Raw genomic sequence first — 21,657 nt, forward strand, 5'->3', positions numbered from 1 at the left:
TCCCTCGCCACTCGGTGCTCTGTGCAGGGCTGTGTTTCGGCCGCACGACGTTGGCCAGCCCGCCAACTCTAGGAGGATGGCTCGCGCGGCAGGCCGAGCACCCGCTCGCCGATGATGTTGCGCTGGATCTCGCTGGTGCCGCCAGCAATGCGCATGCCCGGCGCATACAGGAACGCCTCGGTCTCGTCTGAAGCCAACATGGCCTCGGCGCCGCGCAGGCTGGCGCCGGTGGCGACTTCGTCGTAACCGAGCTCGCTGTTCGCCAGCTTGGCCACTGGCGCCATGCGCGGATCGGCGCCGTGCAGCTCCATCAGCGCTGCCAGAGCGTTTCCCCGGGCGTGCAGCTCAGCGAGTGACTGCCGACCCAGCGGTCCCGCATCGCCTGCCGCATCGATCATCTTGGTGAGGCGCTTACGGAGGCTGATGACCCCGGAGGAGCCGGCGCCGCCCCGCTCGTCTTCCAGTACGGCCATGGCGACGCCCCAGCCACCGCCGCGCTCGCCCAGCAGTGCGTCCCCCGGCATAGCGACGTCGTCAAAGAAGACCTCGCAGAATTCGCTGTCGCCGGTCATCTGCTTGATCGGCCGCACCTCGATGCCGGGCAGTGTCATGTCGAGCAGGAAGAAGCTGATGCCGCGGTGCTTGGGGGCATCAGGTTCGGTGCGGGCCATCAGGATGCCGTACTCGGCGAACTGGGCGTTCGACGACCACACCTTCTGGCCGTTCAGCACGAAGTGGCTGCCGTCGGGCACTGCTGCGGTGGTGAGTCCGCCCAAGTCCGAGCCGTTCCCGGGTTCGCTGAACAGCTGACACCACAGCATTTCGCCCGTCAGGATCGGACGCAGGAACTGCTGACGTTGGGCATCAGTGCCCGTGCGCATGATTGCCTCGCCGGCCAGCACGATCCCCTGCAGGTTCAGGTAAGGGGCAACGCCGGCCCGCTCGCATTCCTCCATCCACACCCCGGTGTGCGCCCGGCTCAGCCCGCGGCCGCCGTATTCGGCTGGCCAATGCAGCCCGGCCCAGCCGTGGTTAAAGCAGAACTCCTGCCACCGGCGCGCATGATCGTGCAGTGCGGGCACCAAGATTGCGCCGTACGCGGGGCAGGCCTCGCCGGCTGCGACAGCCTCTTGCAGGAACGCCGCCGTCGTGCCTCTGAATGCCTCGAGACTCTCGGCTGTCGACGTGCCAGCAGATGTAACCGCGGCGCTCATGACCCTCACCGTAGCCGTGACCGGGAACGCAGGGCCGAAGGCCTCCGCTCGCCATCCGGGGATCGGCCGCAGCCATAACATCGCTCTCATGGGCGAACTCGACCACACCGATCCAGCGCTGACCAACGAGACCATCGAGTTGCTGCAGCAGCTGATCCGCAACGCCTGCGTCAACGACGGGACCGTCGAATCAGGCGAAGAGGTTCGCAACAGCGACCTGTTGGAGACCTTCTTGGAGGGCGCCGGCGTCGATGTCGAGAGCTTCGAGTCCGAGCCGGGACGCCGGTCGCTCGTGGCGCGCCTTTCCGGCACCGATCCTGCCGCGCCGAAGCTGTGCCTGATGGGCCACACCGACGTGGTGCCTGTCAACCCAGACGGCTGGAGCCGGGACCCGTTCGGCGGCGAGTTGGTGGACGGCGAAGTGTGGGGACGCGGCGCCGTCGACATGCTGAACCTCACGTCGTCGATGGCGGTGGCATTCCGGCACATCGTCCGCAGCGGCTATCGCCCCAGGGGCGACGTCATCTACTTCGGCGTCGCCGACGAGGAAGCCGGCGGAACCTACGGCGCCAAGTGGATGGCGGAGCACCACTGGGATGCCATCGAATGCGACTACGTGCTCACCGAGTTCGGCGGCATGCCGAACCACACGCCTCAGGGCACCAAGATCACGCTCGCAGCCGGCGAGAAGGGCATCGGCTGGCGGCGCCTCACCGTGCGCGGCACGCCCGGTCACGGTTCGATGCCGTTCGGCACCGACAATGCGCTGATCAAGGCGGCCGAGATCGTGCGTCGCATCGCTGAGTACCGCCCAGCGCCCCAGCTCACCGAGATGTGGCAGCACCATGTCTCGACGCTGAGGGTCGACGACGAGACCCGCGAAGCGCTGCTCGACCCGGCCCGCGTCTACGACGCCGTGGCCGGCATCGACTCGCCGGGCCTCGCTCGCCATCTGCACGCATGCAGCCACACCACCTTCAGCCCGAATGTCGTGGGCGGCGGCAACAAGACCAACATCATCCCGGACAAGGTGGAGATCGAGGTCGACATCCGCACCGCACCCGGCGATCCCGTCGAGGTGAACGAGCATCTGCGGGCGGCACTCGGGGAGCTGTTCGACGAGGTCGAGATCGAGCATCTCCACGACGATCCGGCCAGCTCCTCGCCGACCAACACGCCGATGTGGCAGCTGCTGAGCGAGCTCGTGGCCAAGGCGCACCCGGGTGCACCGGTAATCCCGCAGCTGATCGTGGGCGCGACCGATGCCCGTTTCTTCCGCCTCAAGGGCGCCGTGGCCTACGGGGCGGGCCTGTTCAGCAACCGGGTCAACTCCAACGACTTCATGCTGCGCTTCCACGGCAACGACGAGCGAGTCGACGTCGATTCGCTCGCACTCAGCACGCAGCTGTGGATTGACGTGATCCGCAATCTCGGCGATGTGGCGAACCGCTAGTCCCTGTCGCCGCCGCAGCGGTCACATTGATGCAGACCGATGTGCCTAGCCGGTGCAGGCAACCCGGGGCTCGATGTGGGGGAGGCGCCCGGCTCGCAGTGAGATCACCGCGCCGGACTCGTCCACTTCCCACACCACGCGCTTGTCGATGTCGGGCGCATCCACCGGCGCGTACTGGATCGCGGAGAGGCCAGGCCCGTCTTCGATCCGGTCGCCGAAGGCCTCGATGATCTCGCTCCGGGTGGAGCCGATGCCGTAGCCCGAGATCGTCGTGATCGGCCCTGATTCGATGTCGACGCGCACGATCTCGGCGTTGACAGCCAGGAATCGGACTCCTTCAGGACCGTTCTGAACCGTGTAGTAGCGGCAGGCGTCCGAACCGCCTGGGACGGCGATCATCAGTGCGCCGGCGGCCGTCCGGGCATCTTCCAGCGAGTGCCCGATCTGCACGGGTCCCAAGCCGGCGGTCGACAGCTTCGATTCCGGCGTCACGTCGGGACCGGCCTCGTCTTCGGCCATGGCATCGCCGGCTGCAGTCGTCGTGGGCGCGGCCGTCACGACCGTGGTGGGCTCATCGTCTGCGTCCGACATCATTGCGTCATCAGCGGCGGTGGTCGTGGTCGCGTCGGTGTCGTCGTCGCTCAGCAGGCCGCAGGCGCTGACCAGCATCGCAGCGGCCAGCGCTGCCGCAAGCACACGCCAGCGTGCGGTGTTGCCATGCGGCTCAGCGTCTTGGCGGGAGTCGAGTTCGTGCACGGCAGTCGCCCTTCCAGTCACAGCCCTCTGGGGAGTCGGCATCCATTCGAGAGTACCGAAGCCAGCACCGGGGCGCGGAGACACGGCGGGCCGAGTCCTGGCGGGCGTAAGCTCACGCGTCGGGAACCTCACACGAACGGGAGCGCGCGATGTCCCACGACACAGTCATTCGAGGCGGCTTGGTGGTCGACGGCAGCGGCAGCGATGCCGAGGTCGCCGACGTCGCCATCGACGGCGAGAGGATCACCGCGGTCGGCACGGTGGAGACGCCAGGACGCACCGAGATCGACGCCGCCGGCAAGGTGGTGACGCCCGGATTCGTCGACATCCACACACACCTCGACGCGCAGCTCGCCTGGGATCCCATCGGCTCGAGCTCGTGCTGGCACGGCGTGACCTCGGTGGTGATGGGCAACTGCGGTGTCACATTCGCTCCCGTGAAGACCGAAGACATCGAGTACATCGCCGAGGTCATGGAGTCGGTAGAGGACATCCCGAAGCAGTCGATGATGCAGGGCCTGCCGTGGGACTGGCGTTCCTACGGCGAGTATCTGGCGTTCCTGGACGGCATGCCCAAGGGCCTCAACGTCGGCGGCATGGTCGGCCATGTCGCCGTCCGCTGGCACACGATGGGCCCCGACAGCCTCGACGAACGACCCGCATCGCAGTCGGAGATCACGGCGATGTGCGAGCTGGTGGACGAGGCGATGGGATCCGGCGCGCTGGGTTTCTCGACGTCGCGCACCTTGCTTCATCGCACACCCGACGGTCGCCCGATCCCGGGCACCTTCGCCGATGACGACGAGCTGTACGCCTTCGGCGACGTCCTGGGCCGCCACGGCCGGGGCGTGTTCGAGTCGGCGCCGCGCTTCGAGGCTGCCGGTCCGGACTTCGCCGGCGGCCGTCACGAGATCGAGGTGCTCGGCGAGATCACGCGGCGCAGCGGCCGGCCCAGCACCTTCGGCCTGGTGTATTCCGCTCGCAAGCCCGAGATGAGCGATCTGGTGCTCGGCTACGTCAGCGAGCAGAACGCCGCCGGAGCGAACCTGCGACCGCAGACCACCTGCCGTGCCATCGGCGTCGTGCTCGGCATCCAGCACCGGACGCCGTGGGATCGGGCGGGCGAGACGTGGCGTTCGCTGCGCAGCCTCGATGTCGCCGGGCGACTTGAGGCGATCCGCGACCCTGCGACTCGTGCGGCCCTGGTGGCAGAGGCCAACTCGTCGGATCAGAACTCGACCGGCATGGCCAACTCGCTCGTCGACCTGAGCCGCCTGTACCTGCTCGATGCGGTCAATCCGAACTACCGGATCGGGCCAGACGGCACGCTCGAGGCACAGGCCGCGGCGGCCGGCGTGTCGCCGGTGGAGCTGTTCCTGGATGCAACCGATCGCTCCGACGGAACCGTCATGCTGAGCCTGCCGGTCCTGAACCAGGACTTCGATGCGATCGAGCGGATGCTCTCCCACGACTCCATCGTGATGGGCCTCGCCGATGCGGGCGCTCACGTCGGGCAGATCATGGACTCCAGCCAGCCCACGTTCTTCCTCAGTCACTGGGTGCGCGACAACGGGTTCTTCTCGCTGCCCGAGGGCGTCCGCCGGATCACCTCGGACACCGCCGACCTGTTCGGGCTGGTCGACCGGGGGCGGCTCGAGGCCGGGCGATTCGCCGACATCAACGTCATCGACGTCGACGGCCTCTCGCTGTCGGGTCCTGAGTACGTGTACGACTTCCCGGGCGGCGCGGGCCGCTACATCCAGCGCGGCACCGGCTATGAGGCCACGCTGGTGAACGGGCAGGTGTTCATGCGCAACGGCGAGCACACCGGCGCACTCGCCGGCCGCACCTTGCGTTCAACTGATTAGGGCGCTCACCCAATAGGGTCGGCGCCTTATGGCTTCTGCACCCGCAATGAACATCAACACCGATGCGATCTGGCGCGTCACCCTCGACACGTCCAAAGGTCGCATCGTCATGGATCTCGACCCCCAGCTCGCCCCTGTGACGGTGAACAACTTCGTCAACCTGGCGCAGGACGGCTACTACACGGGGCTGACCTTCCACCGAGTCGTTCCCGACTTCGTCATCCAAGGCGGCTGCCCGGAGGGCTCGGGCCGCGGTGGCCCGGGGTACCGGTTCGCTGACGAACCCGTGAAGGGCGAGTACACGCTCGGTGCCGTGGCCATGGCCAATGCCGGGCCAGACACCAACGGCAGCCAGTTCTTCATCTGCATCGACGACTGCCGCGCCAAGCTGCAGCCTGCCTACAACCTGTTCGGCTACGTCACCGAGGGGATGGATGTCGCACTCGCCATCGCGGTCGGCGACACCATGGACACCGTGACTGTGGAAGAGATGGCTCGCAACTAGCGCGAGTAGCGTGACCGCGGCGGTGTCTGCACCGATGCGATTGGATGCGTCGGCACAAGCACCGGTGCGCTTGGCGCATCGGAATCAACAGGGAGGACCCGGATGAGCGGCCGAACCAACGACCCCCAATCGAATGCGGTGGTGCTGTACGAGGTTGACGACGGTGTGGCGATTGTCACGCTGAACCGTCCCGAACGCCTGAATGCGTGGACTGGCGAGCTGGGCACCGGCTACTTCGACGCTCTCGACCGTGCCGCGGCCGATCCCGATGTTCGGTCCGTTGTCGTGACCGGGGCAGGTCGCGGATTCTGCGCCGGCGCCGACATGGACAACCTGCAGGGCATTTCCAGCGGGCAGGGCGAGGGCGGAGACGAAGATGCGCCGCGGCTGCGCGCCGAGCGTCACGACTACGCCCTGAGCATTCCCAAGCCGGTCGTGGCAGCGATCAGCGGAGCATGTGCTGGGCTCGGCTTCGTGCACGCCATGATGTGCGATGTCCGCTTTGCCGCCGAAGGGGCCAAGTTCACCAGTGCATTCGCTCGCCGAGGCCTCATCGCCGAACACGGTGTGTCATGGATGCTGCCACGGGTCGTCGGCCCCTCGCATGCGCTGGACATCCTCATGTCCGGTCGGGTCTTCTTGGCCGAAGAGGCGAAGGACATGGGCGTTGTCAGCAAGGTCTTCCCCCGCGAGGAGCTGCTTGCCGAAGCGGTCACCTATGCCCGCGATCTCGGCCGTTTCAGCGCGCCGTGGTCGATGGCACAGATCAAGCGGCAGGTGTGGGGCCAGCTCGACGAGGCACGCAGCGATGCGCTCGAGGAGTCGAACGCGATCATGCGCGAATCGCTGCAGCGACCCGACTTCAAGGAAGGCGTGCAGAGCTTCGTCGAACAGCGCGATCCGAACTTCGCGCCCGTGGTCTCCGACGGCTAGTCGGCCCTCCGGCATGAGCCGGCGATGAACGACACGCTCGTCGCCTTCGCCGTCCTGGCTTGGCTGGCGTACCTCGCCAGCAGGCTGTTGGCACGCCACCACCTGCCCGAACTGGTCGCGTTCCTCATCGTCGGTGCCCTGCTGGGCCCCTCGGGGCCGCCCGTCATCAACCTCATCGACGAGCCTTCGCTGATCGCGTTGCGTCCGGTCACCGAGGTGGCGCTGGCCGTGCTCATGTTCGTGATCGGCGAGCGCGTCTCGGTACGGGCACTGCGCGCTGCCCGCTGGACGCTGACCACGGGTGTGGTGCAGTTTGCATTGAGCGCCGTGGCCGTCTTCTGGGTCACCAGCAGGCTGGGGGCTGACCGCCCGGTGGCGCTGGTCTTGGGAGCGCTTGCAGGAGCGGGCGCCCCGATGACGATCGCGCACATCGTGAGCTCGGTGCGCGCCCGCGGCAGCTATCCCACCGGCATCGTCGGCACCCACGCGGTGTCTGATGCGCTGGCCACCACCACGTTCGCGGCAGTCCTGCCCATTGCCGTGGTGCTCTCCGACGAGGCTGCCGATGTCGGCGGTGCCGTGCTCGATTTCGTGCAGCTCGGCATCGGCGGCGCGGTGCTGGGACTGCTCGGGGGCTGGTTCATCTCGCGTCTCGGGTTCCAGATCGAGACCTCCGGCGAGCTCCTGCTGTTCGTGCTGGTGCACATCGTCATCGGGTGGACCATCGCCGGCTGGCTGGACATCTCGCTGCCGCTGGCAGCGCTGGTGGCGGGCGCCACGGCGGCAACGGTGTCGCCGCAGGCGTTCTCGGTGCGGCTGTTCCGGACGATCAAGACCATCGAGCAGCCGCTGTACCTGTTGTTCTTCGCGCTGGCCGGCGCCTCGATCCACCTCTCCGACGTGCCCAAGGTGGGCCTGGTGGGTGTCGCCTACATCGTGGTGCGCGTTGCAGCCAAGATCGTCGGAGGTCTCGGCGGCGGTCTGGTGGGCGGTTTGGGTTGGCGAACTTCGTTGCGACTGGGTGTCAACCTGACGCCGCAGGCCGGCGTTGCCGTGGGCCTGGCGGTCATCGCATCGGAGCGGCTCGGAGATCCGGGAGCAGAGGCCGCCACGGTGGTGCTGGGCGCCGTCGTGCTGTTCGAGCTGGTGGGGCCGCTGCTCGTGGCCCGCGATCTGCGCGGCTGGTCGTCGGCTGAAGACCCGGACGGTGCCGCGCCTGAGGAATTCGAACTGCCCCATCGTGTGCTGGTAGCAGCGCCGGTGCCGGTGGATCTTCCCGAATGGCTGATCGACCAAGCAGCGCGATGGCGGTCGTCGCTGGTCGTGTTGATGCCAGGCGAGCGTGATGAGCCGCATGCCGTCAAGATCGGCGAGCTCTGCGGCAGCCGCGATGTCGACTTCGAGTTCCGCTCGCTGCGCAACGAGAGCTTCACTGGCGCAGTGGTGCGCTCGCGCAGCCAGCACCATGCGGACCTAGTGGTGCTGTTCTCCCAGCGCCCGCCGACGGGTGCGTCACGCCTGGTGCTGCTGCCCTCGGAACGGATTGCCCGGCAGCTCCCCGTGCCCGTGCTGAACTTTCCGCTGAACCAGGACGTCGTTGACGATGCCGACGAGACGCCGCGGCAGCGACGGCTGCCGTGGCAAGGCACAGGCCGCGGCGAGTGAGTACGCCGCAGGCAGGTGGCGGCCCAGCGGGGGAGTCACTGGTGGAGGCTGCGCGCGACATCGCGGCCGAGGCCGGTGCGCTCACGCTGCGATGGTTCGGCCGGCACGACCTCGGCGTCGCCCACAAGCGCGACGGCACCGAGGTGACCGAGGCCGATCGGGCGGCAGAGCGCCTCGTTCGCGACCGGATCGCCGAGCAGTTTCCCGACGACGCGGTCTTCGGCGAGGAAGAGGGCGGCTCGATCCGGCCCGACGGCCGAACCTGGATCGTCGATCCCATCGATGGGACGCGGGGCTTCGTGCGCGGCGTCCCCCTCTACGCGACGCTCGTGGCACTGGTGGATCCTGACGGCCCGCTGGTGGGAGTCATCGATCTGCCGGTGCTCGGGCAGACGCTCGCCGCCGGGAGAGGCGCCGGCTGCTGGTTCGGCGACCACCGCTGCTCGGTGAGCGATCACCCCGAGCTCAACGGAGCACTCGTCAACACCTCCGACTACAACACCTTCGAGCCATCCCAATTCGAGGCATTGTGCTCTCGTGGCGCGATGATGCGCACATGGGGCGACGCATACGGCTACTTCCTGGTGGCGACCGGACAGGCTGAGGCGATGATCGACCCGGTGTGCGAGACCTGGGATCTGGCGCCGATGCCGGTGATCATGGCCGAATCAGGCGGGACCTTCACCGATGTCGCGGGTCAGCCCGAGTACCGCAACCGCAACGGCGTCGCCACCAATGGGCTGGTGCACGCAGCGGTGCTCGACGCGATGCAGGGGCCGAGCGACAGCCAGGCGGCGGCGCGGCGTCCGCAGGGAGCCGCACATGGTGAGTGAAGCACGACGCCGCGCCGATCTCGAACTGCCCGAGCGCGATCGGATGCCGCGATGGGTGCCGCGCGCCATCGGCTTGCTCATGGCCGCGGTGGTCGGCCTCGCGACCGCAGCGTGGCTGCTCGACAAGCTGCGCGATCTGCTGGTGGTGCTGCTCGTGTCGCTCTTCCTGTCGTTTGCGATGGAGCCGGCAGTGAATTGGCTGGCGCGCCGGGGCTGGAAGCGGGGGCTCGGCACTGCAGTCGTCTTCTTGGCCTTCACCGCGGCCGCCGCCGGGTTTGTCGCGGCGATGGCCTCAGTGCTGGCCGACCAGATCACGAAGCTGATCGACGCGGCTCCGGGCTATCTGGCCGACATCGAGCAGTGGGCGGACGAACAATTCGGCATTCAGATCAGCACCGACGACCTGAGAGCCCAGTTCATCGAAGGCGGGAGCGCAGCATCGCTGCTAGGCGATGTCGCCGGCAACTTGGTGTCGGTCGGCTCGACCGTGGTGAACGTGGCAATACAGATGCTCACTGTTGCACTGTTCACGTTCTATTTGGTTGCGGACGGACCGCGGTTGCGACGCTTGGTCTGCTCGGCGCTGGCACCCGCCCGTCAGGCCGCCGTGATGCGCGGCTGGGAACTGGCGATCGACAAGACCGGCGGCTACATCTACTCCCGCACGCTGCTGGCCATTGCGGCATTCGGGGCGCACTGGGCTGCCTTTGCCATCATCGGTGTGCCGTTCCCGATTCCACTGGCGATGTGGGTGGGTGTGCTCTCGCAATTCGTGCCGGTTGTCGGCACGTACCTGGCGGGACTGTTGCCATTGCTTATCGCTTTGCTCGACGAACCGATCTCAGCTCTCTGGGTCGCCGTGGTGGTGCTCGCGTACCAGCAGATCGAGAACTACCTGCTGGCGCCGCGAGTCACCGCCCACACCATGAACATCCATCCCGCCGTGGCCTTCGGGGCAGTGTTGGTGGGGGCGGCTGTGCTGGGCTCGGCAGGCGCATTGCTGGCGGTGCCGGCGGCCGCGACGGTTCAGGCGTTCGTGTCGACCTACATCAAGCGGCACGAGCTCATCGAATCGGACCTATTCGAGTCAGCTCAGTTCCAGACGCACGAGACAGATCCGGACGAGACGGCGGAGCCAGACGCCACCGATGAGCCGGAGTCTGTCGATGCCTCCAGCTCCCGATCTCGTGACCCTGACGGGGCACCCGAAACCGACCCGTCGTCGGCGGGCTGAGGTGCTCGCACCCCTCCGGCACCGGTTACCAATGGCCTCCGGGGGGTTGAGACCACGGTGCGACGTAATCGAGCGGATCGACCGCAGCACCTCCGAGCCGCAATTCGAACTGCAGGTGGGGCCCGGTGACCGCGCCCGTCGAACCGAGTCGGCCGATGCGCTCACCGGCGTCCACGGTGTCGCCGTCCCGCACGCTGATGCTGCTCAGGTGGGTGTACATCGTCGCGACCCGTGCTCCGTGGTCGATGACGATCGTGCGTCCGTATGCAGCGAAGTCCCCGGTCGCAATCACCGTTCCCTTGCCGGACGCCAGGACCGGCACTCGCCAGCGCCGCTCCCGGTCGACCAAGTCGACACCCGTGTGCGGCAACCAGCGTCTGCGCAGCGGGTGGTAGCGGTTTCCGAACGCCGAGGTCATGACCGGATCGGCGAGCGGCATGCGCAGTTCGCCGAAGAGCGGGACGCGCAGCGGTTCGCAGCCCTGCACCGTCGTGATGACGGTGGCGAGCCAGTCGTCGTAGATGAGGGCGTTCTCGATCGCAGGACCCAGGTGAGGAAGCGCGGGCAGCGGGGGTTCGGGGAAGCAGGCGTTGAGGTGGAGGTTGGGACTTGGCACTTCGATCGAGAGATCGGTGGCCTGAACGCTGGGAGTACCGGCGAACGCGATGGTGCAGGCGAGCATGACGGCGGCCAGAGCGCGCCAAGGCCGTCTGGCCCACCGGCGCATGTCATGCCAGAACGCATTCACGTCGCGCCTCCCCCCTGCAGGCGCCCCGGAAAAGGAACAACTCTAATTCACTTCAGTAATGCACTTCAGCCATCAGCCGAGAAGGGCGCTCGGCAGACGTGACAATTCTCGTTGACGACGCCCGCTGGCCCTGGCGCGGTCGCCGCTGGGCTCATCTTGTCTCCGACGAGAGCTACGACGAGCTGCACCGGTTCGCGGCGCTTATCGGCAAGCGACGGGCCGCCTTTCAGGGCGACCATTACGACGTCGATGAGACCGAGCGGCAGCTGGCCCTGCGAGCGGGCGCTGTTGCAGTGAACAGCCGTGAACTGGTGGCTCGGCTGCGGGCGGCAGGGCTCAGAAGACCTCGAGGTGTTCCATCACCGCGTCAATGAAGCCGAAGTTCTTGGGCGTGGCGAAGTGGTCGCAGCCACGCAGCCCGGTGAACGATGCATCTGCCAGGGCGTCGAGCAGCGGGTCGGCAGGGCCGGCGAAGTCTTCGGTGCCCAGCACCACCCGAACGGGATGGGTGATGCGTGCGAACTCGTCGCTTCCGAGCGGTGCGTGCTTGCGGCGCATGAACGCGGCCAGCGCCTGGCCGTCCTGGTCCGGTTCGGCGGCATACCGGGCGAAGGTTTGGGCATGTACGTCGTCAGCTTCGGCCTCCCCGGCAACGCCGCGTGCGATGCGTTCGGCCTGCTCGTCGTCGCGTTCGAACAGATTCCGTCCGACGCCCGAGACCACGAGTCGGCCGAAGCGACCGGGTGCCATCGCCGCCATGGCCAGCAACGTGCGTGACCCCATGGAGAAGCCGACGCCGTCGACCATCTGCTCGCCGACCTCGGCTGCCAGCCGCTCCACCAGCTTGGCCTCCATGTCTGCGTAGCCAGCCGGGTCGCGGTGCTTTTCAGCCGAGCCGTGGCCCGGCAGATCCCACGCGATGACCTCACGGCCGCCGTCGGACAGCAGATCGATGATGCCGGTCGGCTGCCAAGTGCTCGCTACCGAGCCGGTGAAGCCGTGAAGCAGGAGCACAGGATTCGCCATGGCCGGAAGTCTCGCAGAGCGGTGACCTACCCTGCATCGGAGCCAATAGGGGACAGGCACCGAATATGAGCACGACGACCGCACCGCCCATCCGGATCGCCAACTGCAGCGGCTTCTTCGGAGACCGGCTCTCTGCCGCTCAGGAGATGGTGTCTGGGGGCCCGATCGATGCCCTCACAGGCGACTGGCTGGCCGAGCTGACCATGCTGATCCTGTCGCGCATCGCCGCCAAGCGGCCTGGCGCTGGCTATGCCCGCACCTTCGTCACGCAGATGGAGGAGGTCATGGGCACCTGCCTGGACCGGGGCATCAAGGTGGTATCCAACGCCGGCGGCCTCAATCCGTCCGGGTGCGCCGACGCCGTAGCTGAGGTGGCGGACCGGCTGGGGCTGCGCCCGTCGATCGCCTACGTAGACGGTGACGATCTCACCGACCGGCTCGGTGAGCTGATCGCAGCCGGCAACGACTTCGCCCATCTCGACACCGGCCAGCCCCTGGGCGAGCTGGCCGATCGGATCGTGACCGCCAACGCCTACATCGGCTGCTGGGGGATCGTCGAGGCGCTGAACCAGGGTGCAGACATCGTCATCACCGGGCGAGCCACCGACGCAGCCGTGGTGGCCGGCCCCGCTGCGTGGCATCACGGCTGGACCCGTGACGACTGGGATGCGCTTGCTGGCGCCATCGTCGCCGGGCACGTGATCGAGTGCGGCGGGCAGGCCACCGGCGGCAACTACAGCTTCTTCACCGAGATTGCCGACATGACCTACCCGGGCTTCCCGTGGGCGGAGGTCGCAGCCGATGGCTCCAGCGTGATCGGCAAGCACGCCAGCACCGGCGGGGAGGTTTCGGTGGGCACGATCACCTCCCAGCTGCTGTATGAGATCCAGAGCGAGCGCTACCTGAACCCCGATGTGGTCAGCCGCTTCGACACCATCGAGCTGGACCAGGTCGGGCGAGATCGGGTGCGCATCAGCGGAACACGGGGCGAGCCGGCGCCTCCCACGCTGAAGGTGGCCATGAACTATCAGGGCGGCTTCCGCAACCAGATCTCGATCGGGCTGACGGGATTGGACATCGAGGCAAAGGCCGAGCTCATCGAGCGCCAGTTCTGGCATGCATGCCCCTACGGCCCCGACGACTACGAAACCGTGGTGCGCAAGTTTCTGCCCACCCACAAGGCCGACCCTGGCACCAACGAGGAAGCAGTCGCCGTCTACAAGATCATCGTGAAGGACCCCGACGAGCGCAAGGTGGGTCGGGCATTCTCGAATGCGGGCACAGAGATCGGCTTGTGCTCCATTCCCGGGATGTTCGGCACGGGGGGAGGCCCGGGGCCGGGCCAGCCTTTCGGTGTGTACTGGCCGGCGCTCGTGGACGCATCGCTGGTGCCCATGCAGGTGGTGGTGGACGGTCGTCGAACCGTGGTCGACAGCACGCCTCCGGATGTTCCGTCTGCGGGGGCTTCGTCCGGCGCGGTCGAGACCGCACGGGCCGAACGGGTGGATCCGCCCGCAGGGCCGACGCAGGCGGTACCGCTCGGCACGCTGTACGGCACCCGGTCCGGAGACAAAGGGCCGAACGCGAACTTGGGCATCTTTGCCCGCTCGGCTGAGGCCTTCTGGTGGCTGTCCGACTTTCTGACTGTCGAGCGGCTCGCCACCTTGATGCCCGAGGCTGCCGAGCACCGGGTGGATCGCTACGACCTTCCCAACATCTGGAGCCTCAACTTCATCTTCCATGGGCTGCTGGAAGAGGGTGTGGCGGCGTCGACGCGGCAGGATCCGCAGGCCAAGGCGCTGGGCGAGTACCTGCGCGCCAAGATCGTCGAAGTTCCCGAGGTGCTGCTGCGGTAGCGGACGCGTTTCGTCAGCGGTTCTGCAGGTCTTGCAGGGGCATGCGGGGGCCGTGGCGCGGCGGCGGTCCGGCTGACTTGGCCAGCGCTTGGACCCGGGCGCGCTGGCCCTGGTACGGCTCGAGGAGTTCGAGCATCCGGTCATCGTCGCCGCGTCGCTCGCCGGCGAAGTGCCAAGTGACGTAACTTGGGATCTGGTAGTCGCCGACGATCACCGAGTCGGGATCGCCGTGGCAGAGCAGCACAACGATCGACGCAGTCCACGGGCCGATTCCCCTGACGCTCTGCAGGCGTTCACGAGCTGGCTGCGGCGGGCACTGGGCCAGGCGCTCGAGCGTGTCGGCGCGGCGGGCGACTGCGATGATCGCCTCGGCACGGCGACGCTCGATGTCGAAGCGGTGGAACTCGTGGTACGCGAGCGAGGCCATCAGCTCCGCGGTCGGCGGCAGCCGCAGCGCGCTCGGGGCGGGGCCGGGCGGCTGCCTGCCCCAGCGTCGCAGGATTCCCTGCCACGAGTTCTTGGCATTCAGCCCCGGCACCTTCTGGCCGCACACGGTGGGAACCACGTGCTCCCAGATCGTGCCGGTTGCGGTCAGCCGGCGTGCAGGCCAGCGGCGCACCCAGCCGGCCACGACGGCATCTTGGGGCACGAGTGCCGAGGGATCGTCATGGGCGCCGAGCAGCGCCGGCACGCCGGCCGCAGCGACCTCGGCGCCAGGTCCCCATGCGGCCACACTTGCGATGTGCCCCGAGCGCGTGATGCGCAGCGTGGCCTCGCCCGCAGGTGTGTCCTGGGTGCGCCAGATGTTGGGGCCGTCGTAGAGCACCGGGCCAACAGTGCCCTTGCCACCGACGCGCCCGAGCGACCTGCCAGGGTCCAGCGAGTAGTCGAACTCGAAGTGCTGGCGCACGTCGGGCGGAGCTATGCCCGGCGCGACAGCAGCATTGGTGCCGAGGCGCATCATCTGTCTTGTTTAGGCGATGGGCTCCGCGATCACGGGATTTGTCAGGGTGCCGATGCCCTCGATGGTGATTGCCACCTCGTCGCCGTCGCGTAACAGGCTGGGCGGATCGGTGAACGCTCCCACGCCTGCCGGCGTCCCTGTGGCGATGATTGTGCCGGGATCGAGTGTGAACGCTGTGGACAGGTGCTCCACGATCGCGAAGCAGTCGAAGATGAGGTCATCGGTGTTGGCGTCCTGGCGCACCTCACCGCTCACTTTGGTGACCAAGCGGCACGAATGGGGGTCGAGCGAGTCGCCGGTCACCATCCACGGGCCACACGGGCCGTGAGTGTCCCATGACTTGCCCATCGTCATGGTGGGACTGCGGCGCTGCCAATCGCGCACGCTGACATCGTTCATGACCGTGTAGCCGGCGATGTAGCTGGCAGCCTCAACCGCAGGCACTGCACGGGCGGGGCGCCCGATCACGACCGCCAGCTCGCCCTCGTAGTCCACCATGTCGGGTGCAGCTGCGGGCAGGTGAATGGGGTCACCCGGCCCGACGATGCAGTTGTGATGCTTATTGAAGATGATCGGCACCTTCGGAGGCTCGCGCCCGCCCTCGGCCGCATGGGCGCGGTAGTTCAGCCCGACGGCGAGGATTGCGGGCGGACGGCCAACCGGGGACAGCAGATCAGCCTCCTCGATCGGCGTGACCGGGCCCGTCGGCATGGCTTCGACGGCGGCCCGCACGGCGCCGTCGCATGCTTCGAGCAGCGACGGCAGGTCGGTGTGGTCGCATTCCAGCGTTGCAATTCCTTCGTCGGTCACCACGGCCAGCGCGGGCTGACCGTCCACAAGATGTCGTGCGATGCGCATGCGCCGACGCTAGCCCCCGCCCCGGAGACAGCGCCGTTTTGCGGTTCGGCATTGTGCGAATCGCTCGACAGTGGCACTCTGGCGCTCCATGGCTCGCCATGGCGCCGGGGGCTCCACCCCCGGCGTATTCGACTCTGTGCTGGATCCCGTGACGGGACTTCCCGATGTGCGCGTCTTTGCGGTCCTGCTCGACCGCAAGCTGGCATTGGCTCGGCGGGCACTCCAGCCGCTTTCCGTGGTGTTCTTCGAGGTCGATGGTTTCGAGGCATTGAGCAGTACGCAGGCTCGGGTGGCTCAGCGGCTCTCGGCGCGGCTGGTGCGCGGCACGCTGCGCGAATCGGACACCGTCTGCCATTGCGCCGACGGAATCCTGGCCGCCGTGCTCGACGACACGCCTCACGGTGGTGCTGTGTGGGCCGCTGATCGTGTGCGCCGTGAGGTGGCCGCCCGCTCGTATCACACGGGCGTCACGCTCTCGATGGGAGTGGCCAGCTATCCCACTCACGCCTTGGAAGCGGCCGATCTGCGCGACCGTGCGTACGCGGCTCTCTTCGTCGCCCGGTCACTCGGCCCCTCCCGGTTGGAGGTGGCCGAGCCGCTGCCGCACTAGCGCTGAGCCGTCTGTAGTCAATAGCCGGCGACGCCGCCGGTGAGGGCCCGGGGATCCGAAGACCCGGCGAGCACGCTGTCGTGCACCTCGATGAGATGCGCATGCCCGTACGAGTTGTCATGCGGGCTGTCGGTTCCGACGCGGTGGCCCCGCCGGGTGAGATCGGCGACGCCGTCGGGGCCTGCCCACGCAGCATGACCCTCGATATACAGCTGCAGGCTGCCGGGATCGGCCCACGTGTCGAAGCCGGTTCCCTCCGCAGCGCCCCAGCGCCAGCGACCCGATCCGATGGCCGTCGCTGGCTCCTCGCCTGCACACAGCAACCGGGCCAGCACCTGCAGCAGCACTTGAGGCTGGGCGTCGCCGCCCATCGTCCCCACCACCGAGCACAGCGATCCGTCGGCGCGCTGGACGATGGCCGGGGCGAGCGTGTGAGGGGGGCGTCGACCGGGCCGGTACTCCGCAGCATGGCCCTCGACCAGATTGAAGCCGATTCCCCGGTTGTGCAGGCTGATCCGGTGCGTCGGGGTCCACAGGCCGATGCCCCAGCCGCCCGCGTTGGACTGGATCAGCGAGACGCCCATGCGTTCGGAATCCACCGCCGCGAGGTACATCGTGTCGCCGGTGCTGGTTCCGGCGCCGAGCACCGCCGCCGTATCGGGTGAGATGGCGCCGCGGCGTGGTGCGAGCCGCTCGGGCGCGATCAGCGCTGCGCCGTCGGCGTCGGCCGACAGCACCGCGGGCCGATCCCATCCTGCCTGCTTGGCTGCCTCAGCCAGGAGGTGGGCGAAAAGCGGATCGTCGGGGTCTGCGGGCAGGTCCAGCCCGGCGGCGATCCATGCGCCGGCGAGCGTCAGGTAGCCCTGCGAGTTCGGCGGCACGGTCCACAAGCTGTGCCCCCAGGCATCGGCCTGCAGCGGCGTCACCCAGTCGGCCTGGGATCGAGCCAGGTCGGCGGGGGTGAACTCACCGCTGCCCAGCTCGATGAGGTCACGGCCGAAATCGCCTTCGTAGTAGGCATCCCGGCCGCCGTCGATGACCTCCTGCAGGGCGGCAGCGACGCCGGGCCGGATGATGAGGTCTCCCGGCTTGCTCTGGGGTGAATAGTCGTCGGTGTTGGCGACGCCGTCGAGCAGTGCTGCGGCGGCAGCGCCGTGGGGCGAGAGCGGGAAGCCGCCTGCTGCGAGGTCGATGGCGGGTGCGAACACCTCCGCCAGCGGGGCTCGCCCGAACCGCTCGTGCAGGCTCAGCCACCCGTCGACGCATCCCGGCACCGGCACGCTGCGGATGTCGTTTCGGAAGCGCATCCGTGTGCGGCCCTCGGCGCGCAGCGCGTCGGGGTCGGCGCCGCTGCCGGCCCGGCCGCTCGCATTGAGCGCTGCTGGGGCCGTCCCGTCTGCGTGATGGACCAGCGCCCACAGGTCGCCGCCCATGCCGCACATGTGCTGGGTGGTCACGGCGAGCACGGATGAGGCCGCCACCGCTGCGTCTGCCGCCGAGCCGCCGGCACGCAGCAGCGACACGCCGGCCTCGCTCGCGAGATGGTCGACGCTGCACACCATGCCGCTGCGGGCGTAGCGGGTGGCAAACGGGACCTGCGGTCGGGATCGGCTCACACCTCGAACGCTAGAGGCTGAACCGACTGTCGCTCAGGGCAGCAAGACGTTGGGGTTGAGCAGGCCGGCAGGGTCAAGCGCCCGCTTGATTGCGCCGAAGGCGGCCAGCTCGGCCTCGCTGCGGTTGAGGTGCAGCTGGGAGAGCTTGGCGGTGCCGATGCCGTGCTCGGCCGAGATGCTGCCGCCGAGTTCTGCGACGTAGCGCAGCACGGCGTCATCCACGTCTTCGGACGGTTCGGTGCCGTCTGGACCCAGCACGTTGACGTGCACGTTGCCATCGCCGAGGTGGCCGAACAGCAGTGGCTGGGCATCGAAATCCGCGGTGCGGATCACGTCGGGCACGCCGTCGACGAACTCGGCAAGACGAGCCGCGGGCAGCGTCACGTCCAGCTTGTGGGGGATGCCAGCTGCCGAGATCGCCTCGGTGACGTTCTCGCGGAATGCCCACAGCCGCTGCCGTGACGCGGGATCGAGCGCCACCGCCGCATCGACCACGAGATCCGTCAGTTCTTCGACTGCAGTGCCGAGCTCGTCGCTGGGATCGGTGCGTGCCGCAGCTTCGGCGATCAGCCACGCTCCGCCGCCGTCGCGGCTGCGATGCGAATCGCCGCCGAGGCTGCCGACCGGCGGGGCGACGCCAAGGTGGCGCGAGACGAGCGTCATGGCTCCCTCGAAGACAGCTTCCAGCGCGTGCAGCGAGGCGACGCTGCGGCGCAGTGCGGCGGCTGCGCTGACGGCATCGGCTGCCGTCTCGAACGCCAGCAGGGCGGTCGCGCGCTCAGGCTGGGTGGGATGCAATCGCAGGCGCACCTGGGTGATGACGCCGAGCGTGCCCTCGCTGCCCGCCAGCAGGCTCCCGAGGTCGTAGCCGGTGTTGTCCTTCTCGAGGCCTGCGAGGTGGCTCACCACCGTGCCGTTGGCGAGCACCGCTTCGATGCCGACGACCTGGGCCCGCATGGCGCCATAGCGCAGCACGTTGATGCCGCCCGCGTTGGTGGCGACCATCCCGCCGATTGTGGCCGAGTCGCGCGCCGCAAGGTCCACGCCCACGCTGAGGCCTGACGAGGCGACATGAGCTTGGGCATCGGCCAGCGTCACGCCAGCGCCCAGCGTCACCTGCGACGCGAGCTCGTCCACCGGTTCGCGTTTGTTGAGCCGCCGCATCGACAGCACGGCTTCACCGGCGAGGGGCACGCTGCCGCCCACGAGGCCCGTGTTGCCTCCCTGGGGCACGACGGCCACGCGGGCAGCCGCCAGCACGGCCATCACGGCGGCGGTTTCCGCGGTGTCGCCGGGTCGGATCACCAGCGGCGTTGCGCCGGCGAAGCGGCGGGTCCAATCGATGCTGTAGCCGGCGGTCATCTCCGGGTCGTGCAGCACGTGCGCTGTCCCGACGATGCCCGCGAGCTCGTCCATGACATCGGGAGCGATCGCGGCGGCGCTCATGTGCTGGCCTCGCCGCCTGCAGGCCAGAGGCCGCGTTCGACCATGACCTCCAGTAGCACTTCCGGCTCGTCGGTCATGATGCCGTCCACACCGATGTCGAGGAGACGGCCCATCTCGACGGGATCGTCGACGGTCCAGACATACACCGCCACCCCCGCACGTTGAGCGTGCTGGACGAAGCGGCGGGTTGCGAGCGGGATCAGACCTTGCCGGAGCGGGATCGAAGCGATGCGTCCCCGGAACGGGCGATCGCGTCGCTGCGGGCGCTTCGTGCCGGACCGTGGTTGCCGGCTGGGCAGGGGCCGAAGTCCCGCAGCGCTCAGCAGTCTCAGCCGGGCTATCTCGCGTGGGCTGAAACTGAGGCAGACCGCTTCGCCGAAGGCTTCGTCGATTCGCTCCAGGCGTGCGTCGGAGAATGAGCCGACGCACGTCCGGTCGAGCACGCCGGGCCGCTTCAGCGCTTCGATGAGCGGTTCGACAGTGGCATCGGTCTTGGGGTCGATGCTGATCCGCACATCGTCGAATGCATCGAGCAGTTCTTCGAGCCGGGGAATCGGCTCGCCGCGGACGCGAGCCACCGACACCTCGCTCCAGGTCATCTCCGAGATCCGTCCCTCGCGATCGGAGACCGGTGCGAGCGCGTCGTCGTGAAAGACGGCGAGCACACCGTCGGATGTGGCCTGCACGTCCGTTTCCAGGAAGCGATAGCCGAGCCCGATGGCACCCTCGAAGGCGGCCATCGTGTTCTGCGGCCACACAGCGCTGCCACCCCGATGGGCGATCGGCACAGGTCCCGGCAAGCTCAAGAGCGGATGACCTCCGTGTGCTGCCCCCACAGCGCCAGTATCGCCGCTCGGCTTCCGGCTGCATCGAGTGCGCCGCACCGAGCTCGGCGTTGTCACCGGTACCGTCACGTCGATGTCAGACGGTGAAGGGGCGCAGGAACCCTCAAGTGATCACCTGTCGCCAGCGGACGCTTTCGGCAAGTGGGCGGCCAGCGAGCCGGTTCCGCTCGACCGGGCGGCCTTGGCTATCGCCGCCCATTGCCGGACGGATGCGGTCGACGAGGCTGCGGCGCTGGCCGAGCTGGACCGTCTCGGTGCCGCTGTGCGCGAACCCGTCCCCGAAGCGGTCGTCGGTCTGCTCTTCGGCGACGAGGGCTTCGGCCCGAACCGCGGAAGATTCGCCGATCCTGCCAACAGCTACCTGGACCTGGTGGTCTCGCGACGGCTGGGCATCCCGATCACGCTCGCGGTCGTGACCATCGAGGTGGCACGCCGCGCGGGACTGGAGCTGCACGGGGTCGGCATGCCCGGGCACTTCCTGGTGGGCACGCCGGATGCCGGCATGTTCATCGACGCCTTCGAAGGTCGCCTCATCGACCGGGCCGGTGCCGCTGCGATCTTCGCCCGCTTCGAGTCACGCCAGGCATTCGACGACTCCTTCCTGCAGCCGACACCGCCTGAAGCGATCCTGCTGCGCATGCTGAACAACCTGCGCACCTTGCACCTGCGCCAACCCGATGCGCCATCGCTGCTGGCCGTGCTGGAGTTGCTGACCAAGCTGCCGGGCTGCCCGCCCGACGAGTTCCTGCGCCTCAGCCAAGCGCTCGCGACGCTGGGACGGCCCGACGAGGGCGCGCGAGCGCTGGAAGACGCCGCAGACCGGTTCGGCAGCCGCGACGGCGAGCACCTGCGGCACGCAGCGACGCGCTTGTGGGCCCAGCTGAACTGACCAGGCCCGTCGGAAATTCACTCGGTTACACCCCCCTGCGAACATGAACGGCCATCGACCGACGAGAACTGCACCGGCGGAGAGCACCAATATGGTGACGACAGTGGTGTTATGGAGATCGTGATGTTCCATCAGATCGAGATCTCATGTGCTGGGATACCTCGCCGATGAGGACGCGTGCTGGGCTGATCGAACTGGGCGAGATGTCCACGAGCGCTGTTGCCCTACGTATGGCCGAACTCCTTGCGGCGACGTATGCGGATTGCGAGGACGCTCGCGGCGTTGGCCGTCGAGCCGCTTCTCGAGGCATCGCCGTCGCCGGTGGTGCAGTTCACGGC

20 protein-coding genes are annotated in these 21,657 nt (G+C 68.1%); 11 read left to right on the forward strand and 9 right to left on the reverse strand.

The window, feature by feature from the left end; all coding sequences use genetic code 11:
- Nucleotides 1-68: 68 nt before the first annotated feature.
- Nucleotides 69-1,214, reverse strand: coding sequence for an acyl-CoA dehydrogenase family protein (locus ACOGI5_RS11280; protein WP_419864512.1), 1,146 nt, complete (start codon nucleotides 1,212-1,214; stop codon nucleotides 69-71).
- Between ACOGI5_RS11280 and ACOGI5_RS11285 the strand changes: the two genes are divergently transcribed.
- Nucleotides 1,213-2,667: a M20/M25/M40 family metallo-hydrolase gene (locus ACOGI5_RS11285; RefSeq protein ID WP_419864513.1), complete on the forward strand. Its 1,455-nt coding sequence runs from the start codon at nucleotides 1,213-1,215 to the stop codon at nucleotides 2,665-2,667. The two genes, ACOGI5_RS11280 and ACOGI5_RS11285, sit on opposite strands and share 2 nt — an antisense overlap.
- A gap of 45 nt (nucleotides 2,668-2,712) precedes the next feature.
- Here ACOGI5_RS11285 and ACOGI5_RS11290 read toward each other — a convergent pair whose 3' ends face one another.
- Complete coding sequence (locus ACOGI5_RS11290; RefSeq protein WP_419864514.1) at nucleotides 2,713-3,423, reverse strand: hypothetical protein; 711 nt, start codon at nucleotides 3,421-3,423, stop codon at nucleotides 2,713-2,715.
- Between the two features lie 149 nt (nucleotides 3,424-3,572).
- Between ACOGI5_RS11290 and ACOGI5_RS11295 the strand changes: the two genes are divergently transcribed.
- The 6 genes from ACOGI5_RS11295 to ACOGI5_RS11320 all read left to right on the forward strand — a co-directional run bounded on the left by ACOGI5_RS11295 (nucleotide 3,573) and on the right by ACOGI5_RS11320 (nucleotide 10,461).
- Complete coding sequence (locus tag ACOGI5_RS11295; RefSeq protein ID WP_419864515.1) at nucleotides 3,573-5,291, forward strand: N-acyl-D-amino-acid deacylase family protein; 1,719 nt, start codon at nucleotides 3,573-3,575, stop codon at nucleotides 5,289-5,291.
- 28 nt (nucleotides 5,292-5,319) lie between these two features.
- Nucleotides 5,320-5,796: a peptidylprolyl isomerase gene (locus ACOGI5_RS11300; protein ID WP_419864516.1), complete on the forward strand. Its 477-nt coding sequence runs from the start codon at nucleotides 5,320-5,322 to the stop codon at nucleotides 5,794-5,796.
- Between the two features lie 102 nt (nucleotides 5,797-5,898).
- Nucleotides 5,899-6,729 carry an enoyl-CoA hydratase gene (locus tag ACOGI5_RS11305; RefSeq protein ID WP_419864517.1) on the forward strand — a complete coding sequence of 277 codons (831 nt, stop codon included), beginning with the start codon at nucleotides 5,899-5,901 and terminating at the stop codon, nucleotides 6,727-6,729.
- A gap of 24 nt (nucleotides 6,730-6,753) precedes the next feature.
- The gene (locus ACOGI5_RS11310; RefSeq protein WP_419864518.1) at nucleotides 6,754-8,394 is read left to right on the forward strand and encodes a cation:proton antiporter; all 1,641 of its coding nucleotides are present in this window, start codon (nucleotides 6,754-6,756) and stop codon (nucleotides 8,392-8,394) included.
- Nucleotides 8,395-8,435: 41 nt separating this feature from the next.
- A complete protein-coding gene (locus ACOGI5_RS11315) occupies nucleotides 8,436-9,227 on the forward strand; it encodes an inositol monophosphatase family protein (RefSeq protein ID WP_419864519.1) in 792 nt (263 codons plus the stop codon).
- Nucleotides 9,217-10,461: an AI-2E family transporter gene (locus tag ACOGI5_RS11320; RefSeq protein WP_419864520.1), complete on the forward strand. Its 1,245-nt coding sequence runs from the start codon at nucleotides 9,217-9,219 to the stop codon at nucleotides 10,459-10,461. Before ACOGI5_RS11315 ends, ACOGI5_RS11320 begins: the two co-directional genes overlap by 11 nt.
- Nucleotides 10,462-10,486: 25 nt before the next feature.
- On the opposite strand, the gene ACOGI5_RS11325 is transcribed toward ACOGI5_RS11320, so the two are convergent.
- Nucleotides 10,487-11,209, reverse strand: coding sequence for a M23 family metallopeptidase (locus ACOGI5_RS11325; protein ID WP_419864521.1), 723 nt, complete (start codon nucleotides 11,207-11,209; stop codon nucleotides 10,487-10,489).
- 98 nt (nucleotides 11,210-11,307) lie between these two features.
- Between ACOGI5_RS11325 and ACOGI5_RS11330 the strand changes: the two genes are divergently transcribed.
- Nucleotides 11,308-11,583, forward strand: coding sequence for a DUF4031 domain-containing protein (locus ACOGI5_RS11330; protein ID WP_419864522.1), 276 nt, complete (start codon nucleotides 11,308-11,310; stop codon nucleotides 11,581-11,583).
- On the opposite strand, the gene ACOGI5_RS11335 is transcribed toward ACOGI5_RS11330, so the two are convergent.
- The gene (locus ACOGI5_RS11335) at nucleotides 11,546-12,235 is read right to left on the reverse strand and encodes an alpha/beta fold hydrolase (protein WP_419864523.1); all 690 of its coding nucleotides are present in this window, start codon (nucleotides 12,233-12,235) and stop codon (nucleotides 11,546-11,548) included. The two genes, ACOGI5_RS11330 and ACOGI5_RS11335, sit on opposite strands and share 38 nt — an antisense overlap.
- Nucleotides 12,236-12,300: 65 nt before the next feature.
- On the opposite strand from ACOGI5_RS11335, the gene ACOGI5_RS11340 reads away from it, so the two are divergent.
- Complete coding sequence (locus ACOGI5_RS11340) at nucleotides 12,301-14,091, forward strand: acyclic terpene utilization AtuA family protein (protein ID WP_419864524.1); 1,791 nt, start codon at nucleotides 12,301-12,303, stop codon at nucleotides 14,089-14,091.
- 13 nt (nucleotides 14,092-14,104) lie between these two features.
- Here the strand turns inward: ACOGI5_RS11340 and ACOGI5_RS11345 are convergent, their stop codons facing one another.
- Nucleotides 14,105-15,055, reverse strand: coding sequence for a DNA-3-methyladenine glycosylase family protein (locus ACOGI5_RS11345; protein WP_419864525.1), 951 nt, complete (start codon nucleotides 15,053-15,055; stop codon nucleotides 14,105-14,107).
- Nucleotides 15,056-15,064: 9 nt separating this feature from the next.
- A complete protein-coding gene (locus ACOGI5_RS11350) occupies nucleotides 15,065-15,913 on the reverse strand; it encodes a fumarylacetoacetate hydrolase family protein (RefSeq protein WP_419864526.1) in 849 nt (282 codons plus the stop codon).
- An 88-nt stretch (nucleotides 15,914-16,001) separates the two neighbouring features.
- Here ACOGI5_RS11350 and ACOGI5_RS11355 point away from each other — a divergent pair, with 88 nt between their 5' ends.
- Nucleotides 16,002-16,523 carry a GGDEF domain-containing protein gene (locus tag ACOGI5_RS11355; RefSeq protein WP_419864527.1) on the forward strand — a complete coding sequence of 174 codons (522 nt, stop codon included), beginning with the start codon at nucleotides 16,002-16,004 and terminating at the stop codon, nucleotides 16,521-16,523.
- A gap of 17 nt (nucleotides 16,524-16,540) precedes the next feature.
- On the opposite strand, the gene ACOGI5_RS11360 is transcribed toward ACOGI5_RS11355, so the two are convergent.
- Genes ACOGI5_RS11360 through ACOGI5_RS11370 form a run of 3 tightly spaced genes read right to left on the reverse strand, consistent with a single transcriptional unit; the run spans nucleotide 16,541 to nucleotide 20,421 of the window.
- Nucleotides 16,541-18,139, reverse strand: a complete 1,599-nt coding sequence (locus ACOGI5_RS11360) for a gamma-glutamyltransferase (RefSeq protein WP_419864528.1) — start codon at nucleotides 18,137-18,139, stop codon at nucleotides 16,541-16,543.
- 33 nt (nucleotides 18,140-18,172) lie between these two features.
- Nucleotides 18,173-19,585: an FAD-binding oxidoreductase gene (locus ACOGI5_RS11365; protein WP_419864529.1), complete on the reverse strand. Its 1,413-nt coding sequence runs from the start codon at nucleotides 19,583-19,585 to the stop codon at nucleotides 18,173-18,175.
- On the reverse strand, nucleotides 19,582-20,421 hold the full coding sequence (locus ACOGI5_RS11370; RefSeq protein WP_419864530.1) for a glycerophosphodiester phosphodiesterase: 840 nt from the start codon (nucleotides 20,419-20,421) through the stop codon (nucleotides 19,582-19,584). The genes ACOGI5_RS11365 and ACOGI5_RS11370 overlap by 4 nt, the downstream gene beginning before the upstream one ends.
- Nucleotides 20,422-20,503: 82 nt before the next feature.
- Between ACOGI5_RS11370 and ACOGI5_RS11375 the strand changes: the two genes are divergently transcribed.
- Nucleotides 20,504-21,319: a SirB1 family protein gene (locus ACOGI5_RS11375; protein WP_419864531.1), complete on the forward strand. Its 816-nt coding sequence runs from the start codon at nucleotides 20,504-20,506 to the stop codon at nucleotides 21,317-21,319.
- Nucleotides 21,320-21,657 lie beyond the last annotated feature (338 nt).

The sequence above is a fragment of the Candidatus Poriferisodalis sp. genome (assembly GCF_965208925.1).
Lineage (GTDB): Bacteria > Actinomycetota > Acidimicrobiia > Acidimicrobiales > Poriferisodalaceae > Poriferisodalis.

What these genes read in the sequence shown, in the direction of transcription:
- ACOGI5_RS11320 (WP_419864520.1), top strand. Translation starts at nt 9,217, where the DNA reads ATGGTGAGTGAAGCACGACGCCGCGCCGATCTCGAACTGCCCGAGCGC.
- ACOGI5_RS11345 (WP_419864525.1), bottom strand. Translation starts at nt 15,055, where the DNA reads ATGATGCGCCTCGGCACCAATGCTGCTGTCGCGCCGGGCATAGCTCCG.
- ACOGI5_RS11305 (WP_419864517.1), top strand. Translation starts at nt 5,899, where the DNA reads ATGAGCGGCCGAACCAACGACCCCCAATCGAATGCGGTGGTGCTGTAC.
- ACOGI5_RS11285 (WP_419864513.1), top strand. Translation starts at nt 1,213, where the DNA reads ATGACCCTCACCGTAGCCGTGACCGGGAACGCAGGGCCGAAGGCCTCC.
- ACOGI5_RS11295 (WP_419864515.1), top strand. Translation starts at nt 3,573, where the DNA reads ATGTCCCACGACACAGTCATTCGAGGCGGCTTGGTGGTCGACGGCAGC.
- ACOGI5_RS11310 (WP_419864518.1), top strand. Translation starts at nt 6,754, where the DNA reads ATGAACGACACGCTCGTCGCCTTCGCCGTCCTGGCTTGGCTGGCGTAC.
- ACOGI5_RS11365 (WP_419864529.1), bottom strand. Translation starts at nt 19,585, where the DNA reads ATGAGCGCCGCCGCGATCGCTCCCGATGTCATGGACGAGCTCGCGGGC.
- ACOGI5_RS11300 (WP_419864516.1), top strand. Translation starts at nt 5,320, where the DNA reads ATGGCTTCTGCACCCGCAATGAACATCAACACCGATGCGATCTGGCGC.
- ACOGI5_RS11355 (WP_419864527.1), top strand. Translation starts at nt 16,002, where the DNA reads ATGGCTCGCCATGGCGCCGGGGGCTCCACCCCCGGCGTATTCGACTCT.
- ACOGI5_RS11375 (WP_419864531.1), top strand. Translation starts at nt 20,504, where the DNA reads ATGTCAGACGGTGAAGGGGCGCAGGAACCCTCAAGTGATCACCTGTCG.
- ACOGI5_RS11350 (WP_419864526.1), bottom strand. Translation starts at nt 15,913, where the DNA reads ATGCGCATCGCACGACATCTTGTGGACGGTCAGCCCGCGCTGGCCGTG.
- ACOGI5_RS11335 (WP_419864523.1), bottom strand. Translation starts at nt 12,235, where the DNA reads ATGGCGAATCCTGTGCTCCTGCTTCACGGCTTCACCGGCTCGGTAGCG.
- ACOGI5_RS11340 (WP_419864524.1), top strand. Translation starts at nt 12,301, where the DNA reads ATGAGCACGACGACCGCACCGCCCATCCGGATCGCCAACTGCAGCGGC.
- ACOGI5_RS11280 (WP_419864512.1), bottom strand. Translation starts at nt 1,214, where the DNA reads ATGAGCGCCGCGGTTACATCTGCTGGCACGTCGACAGCCGAGAGTCTC.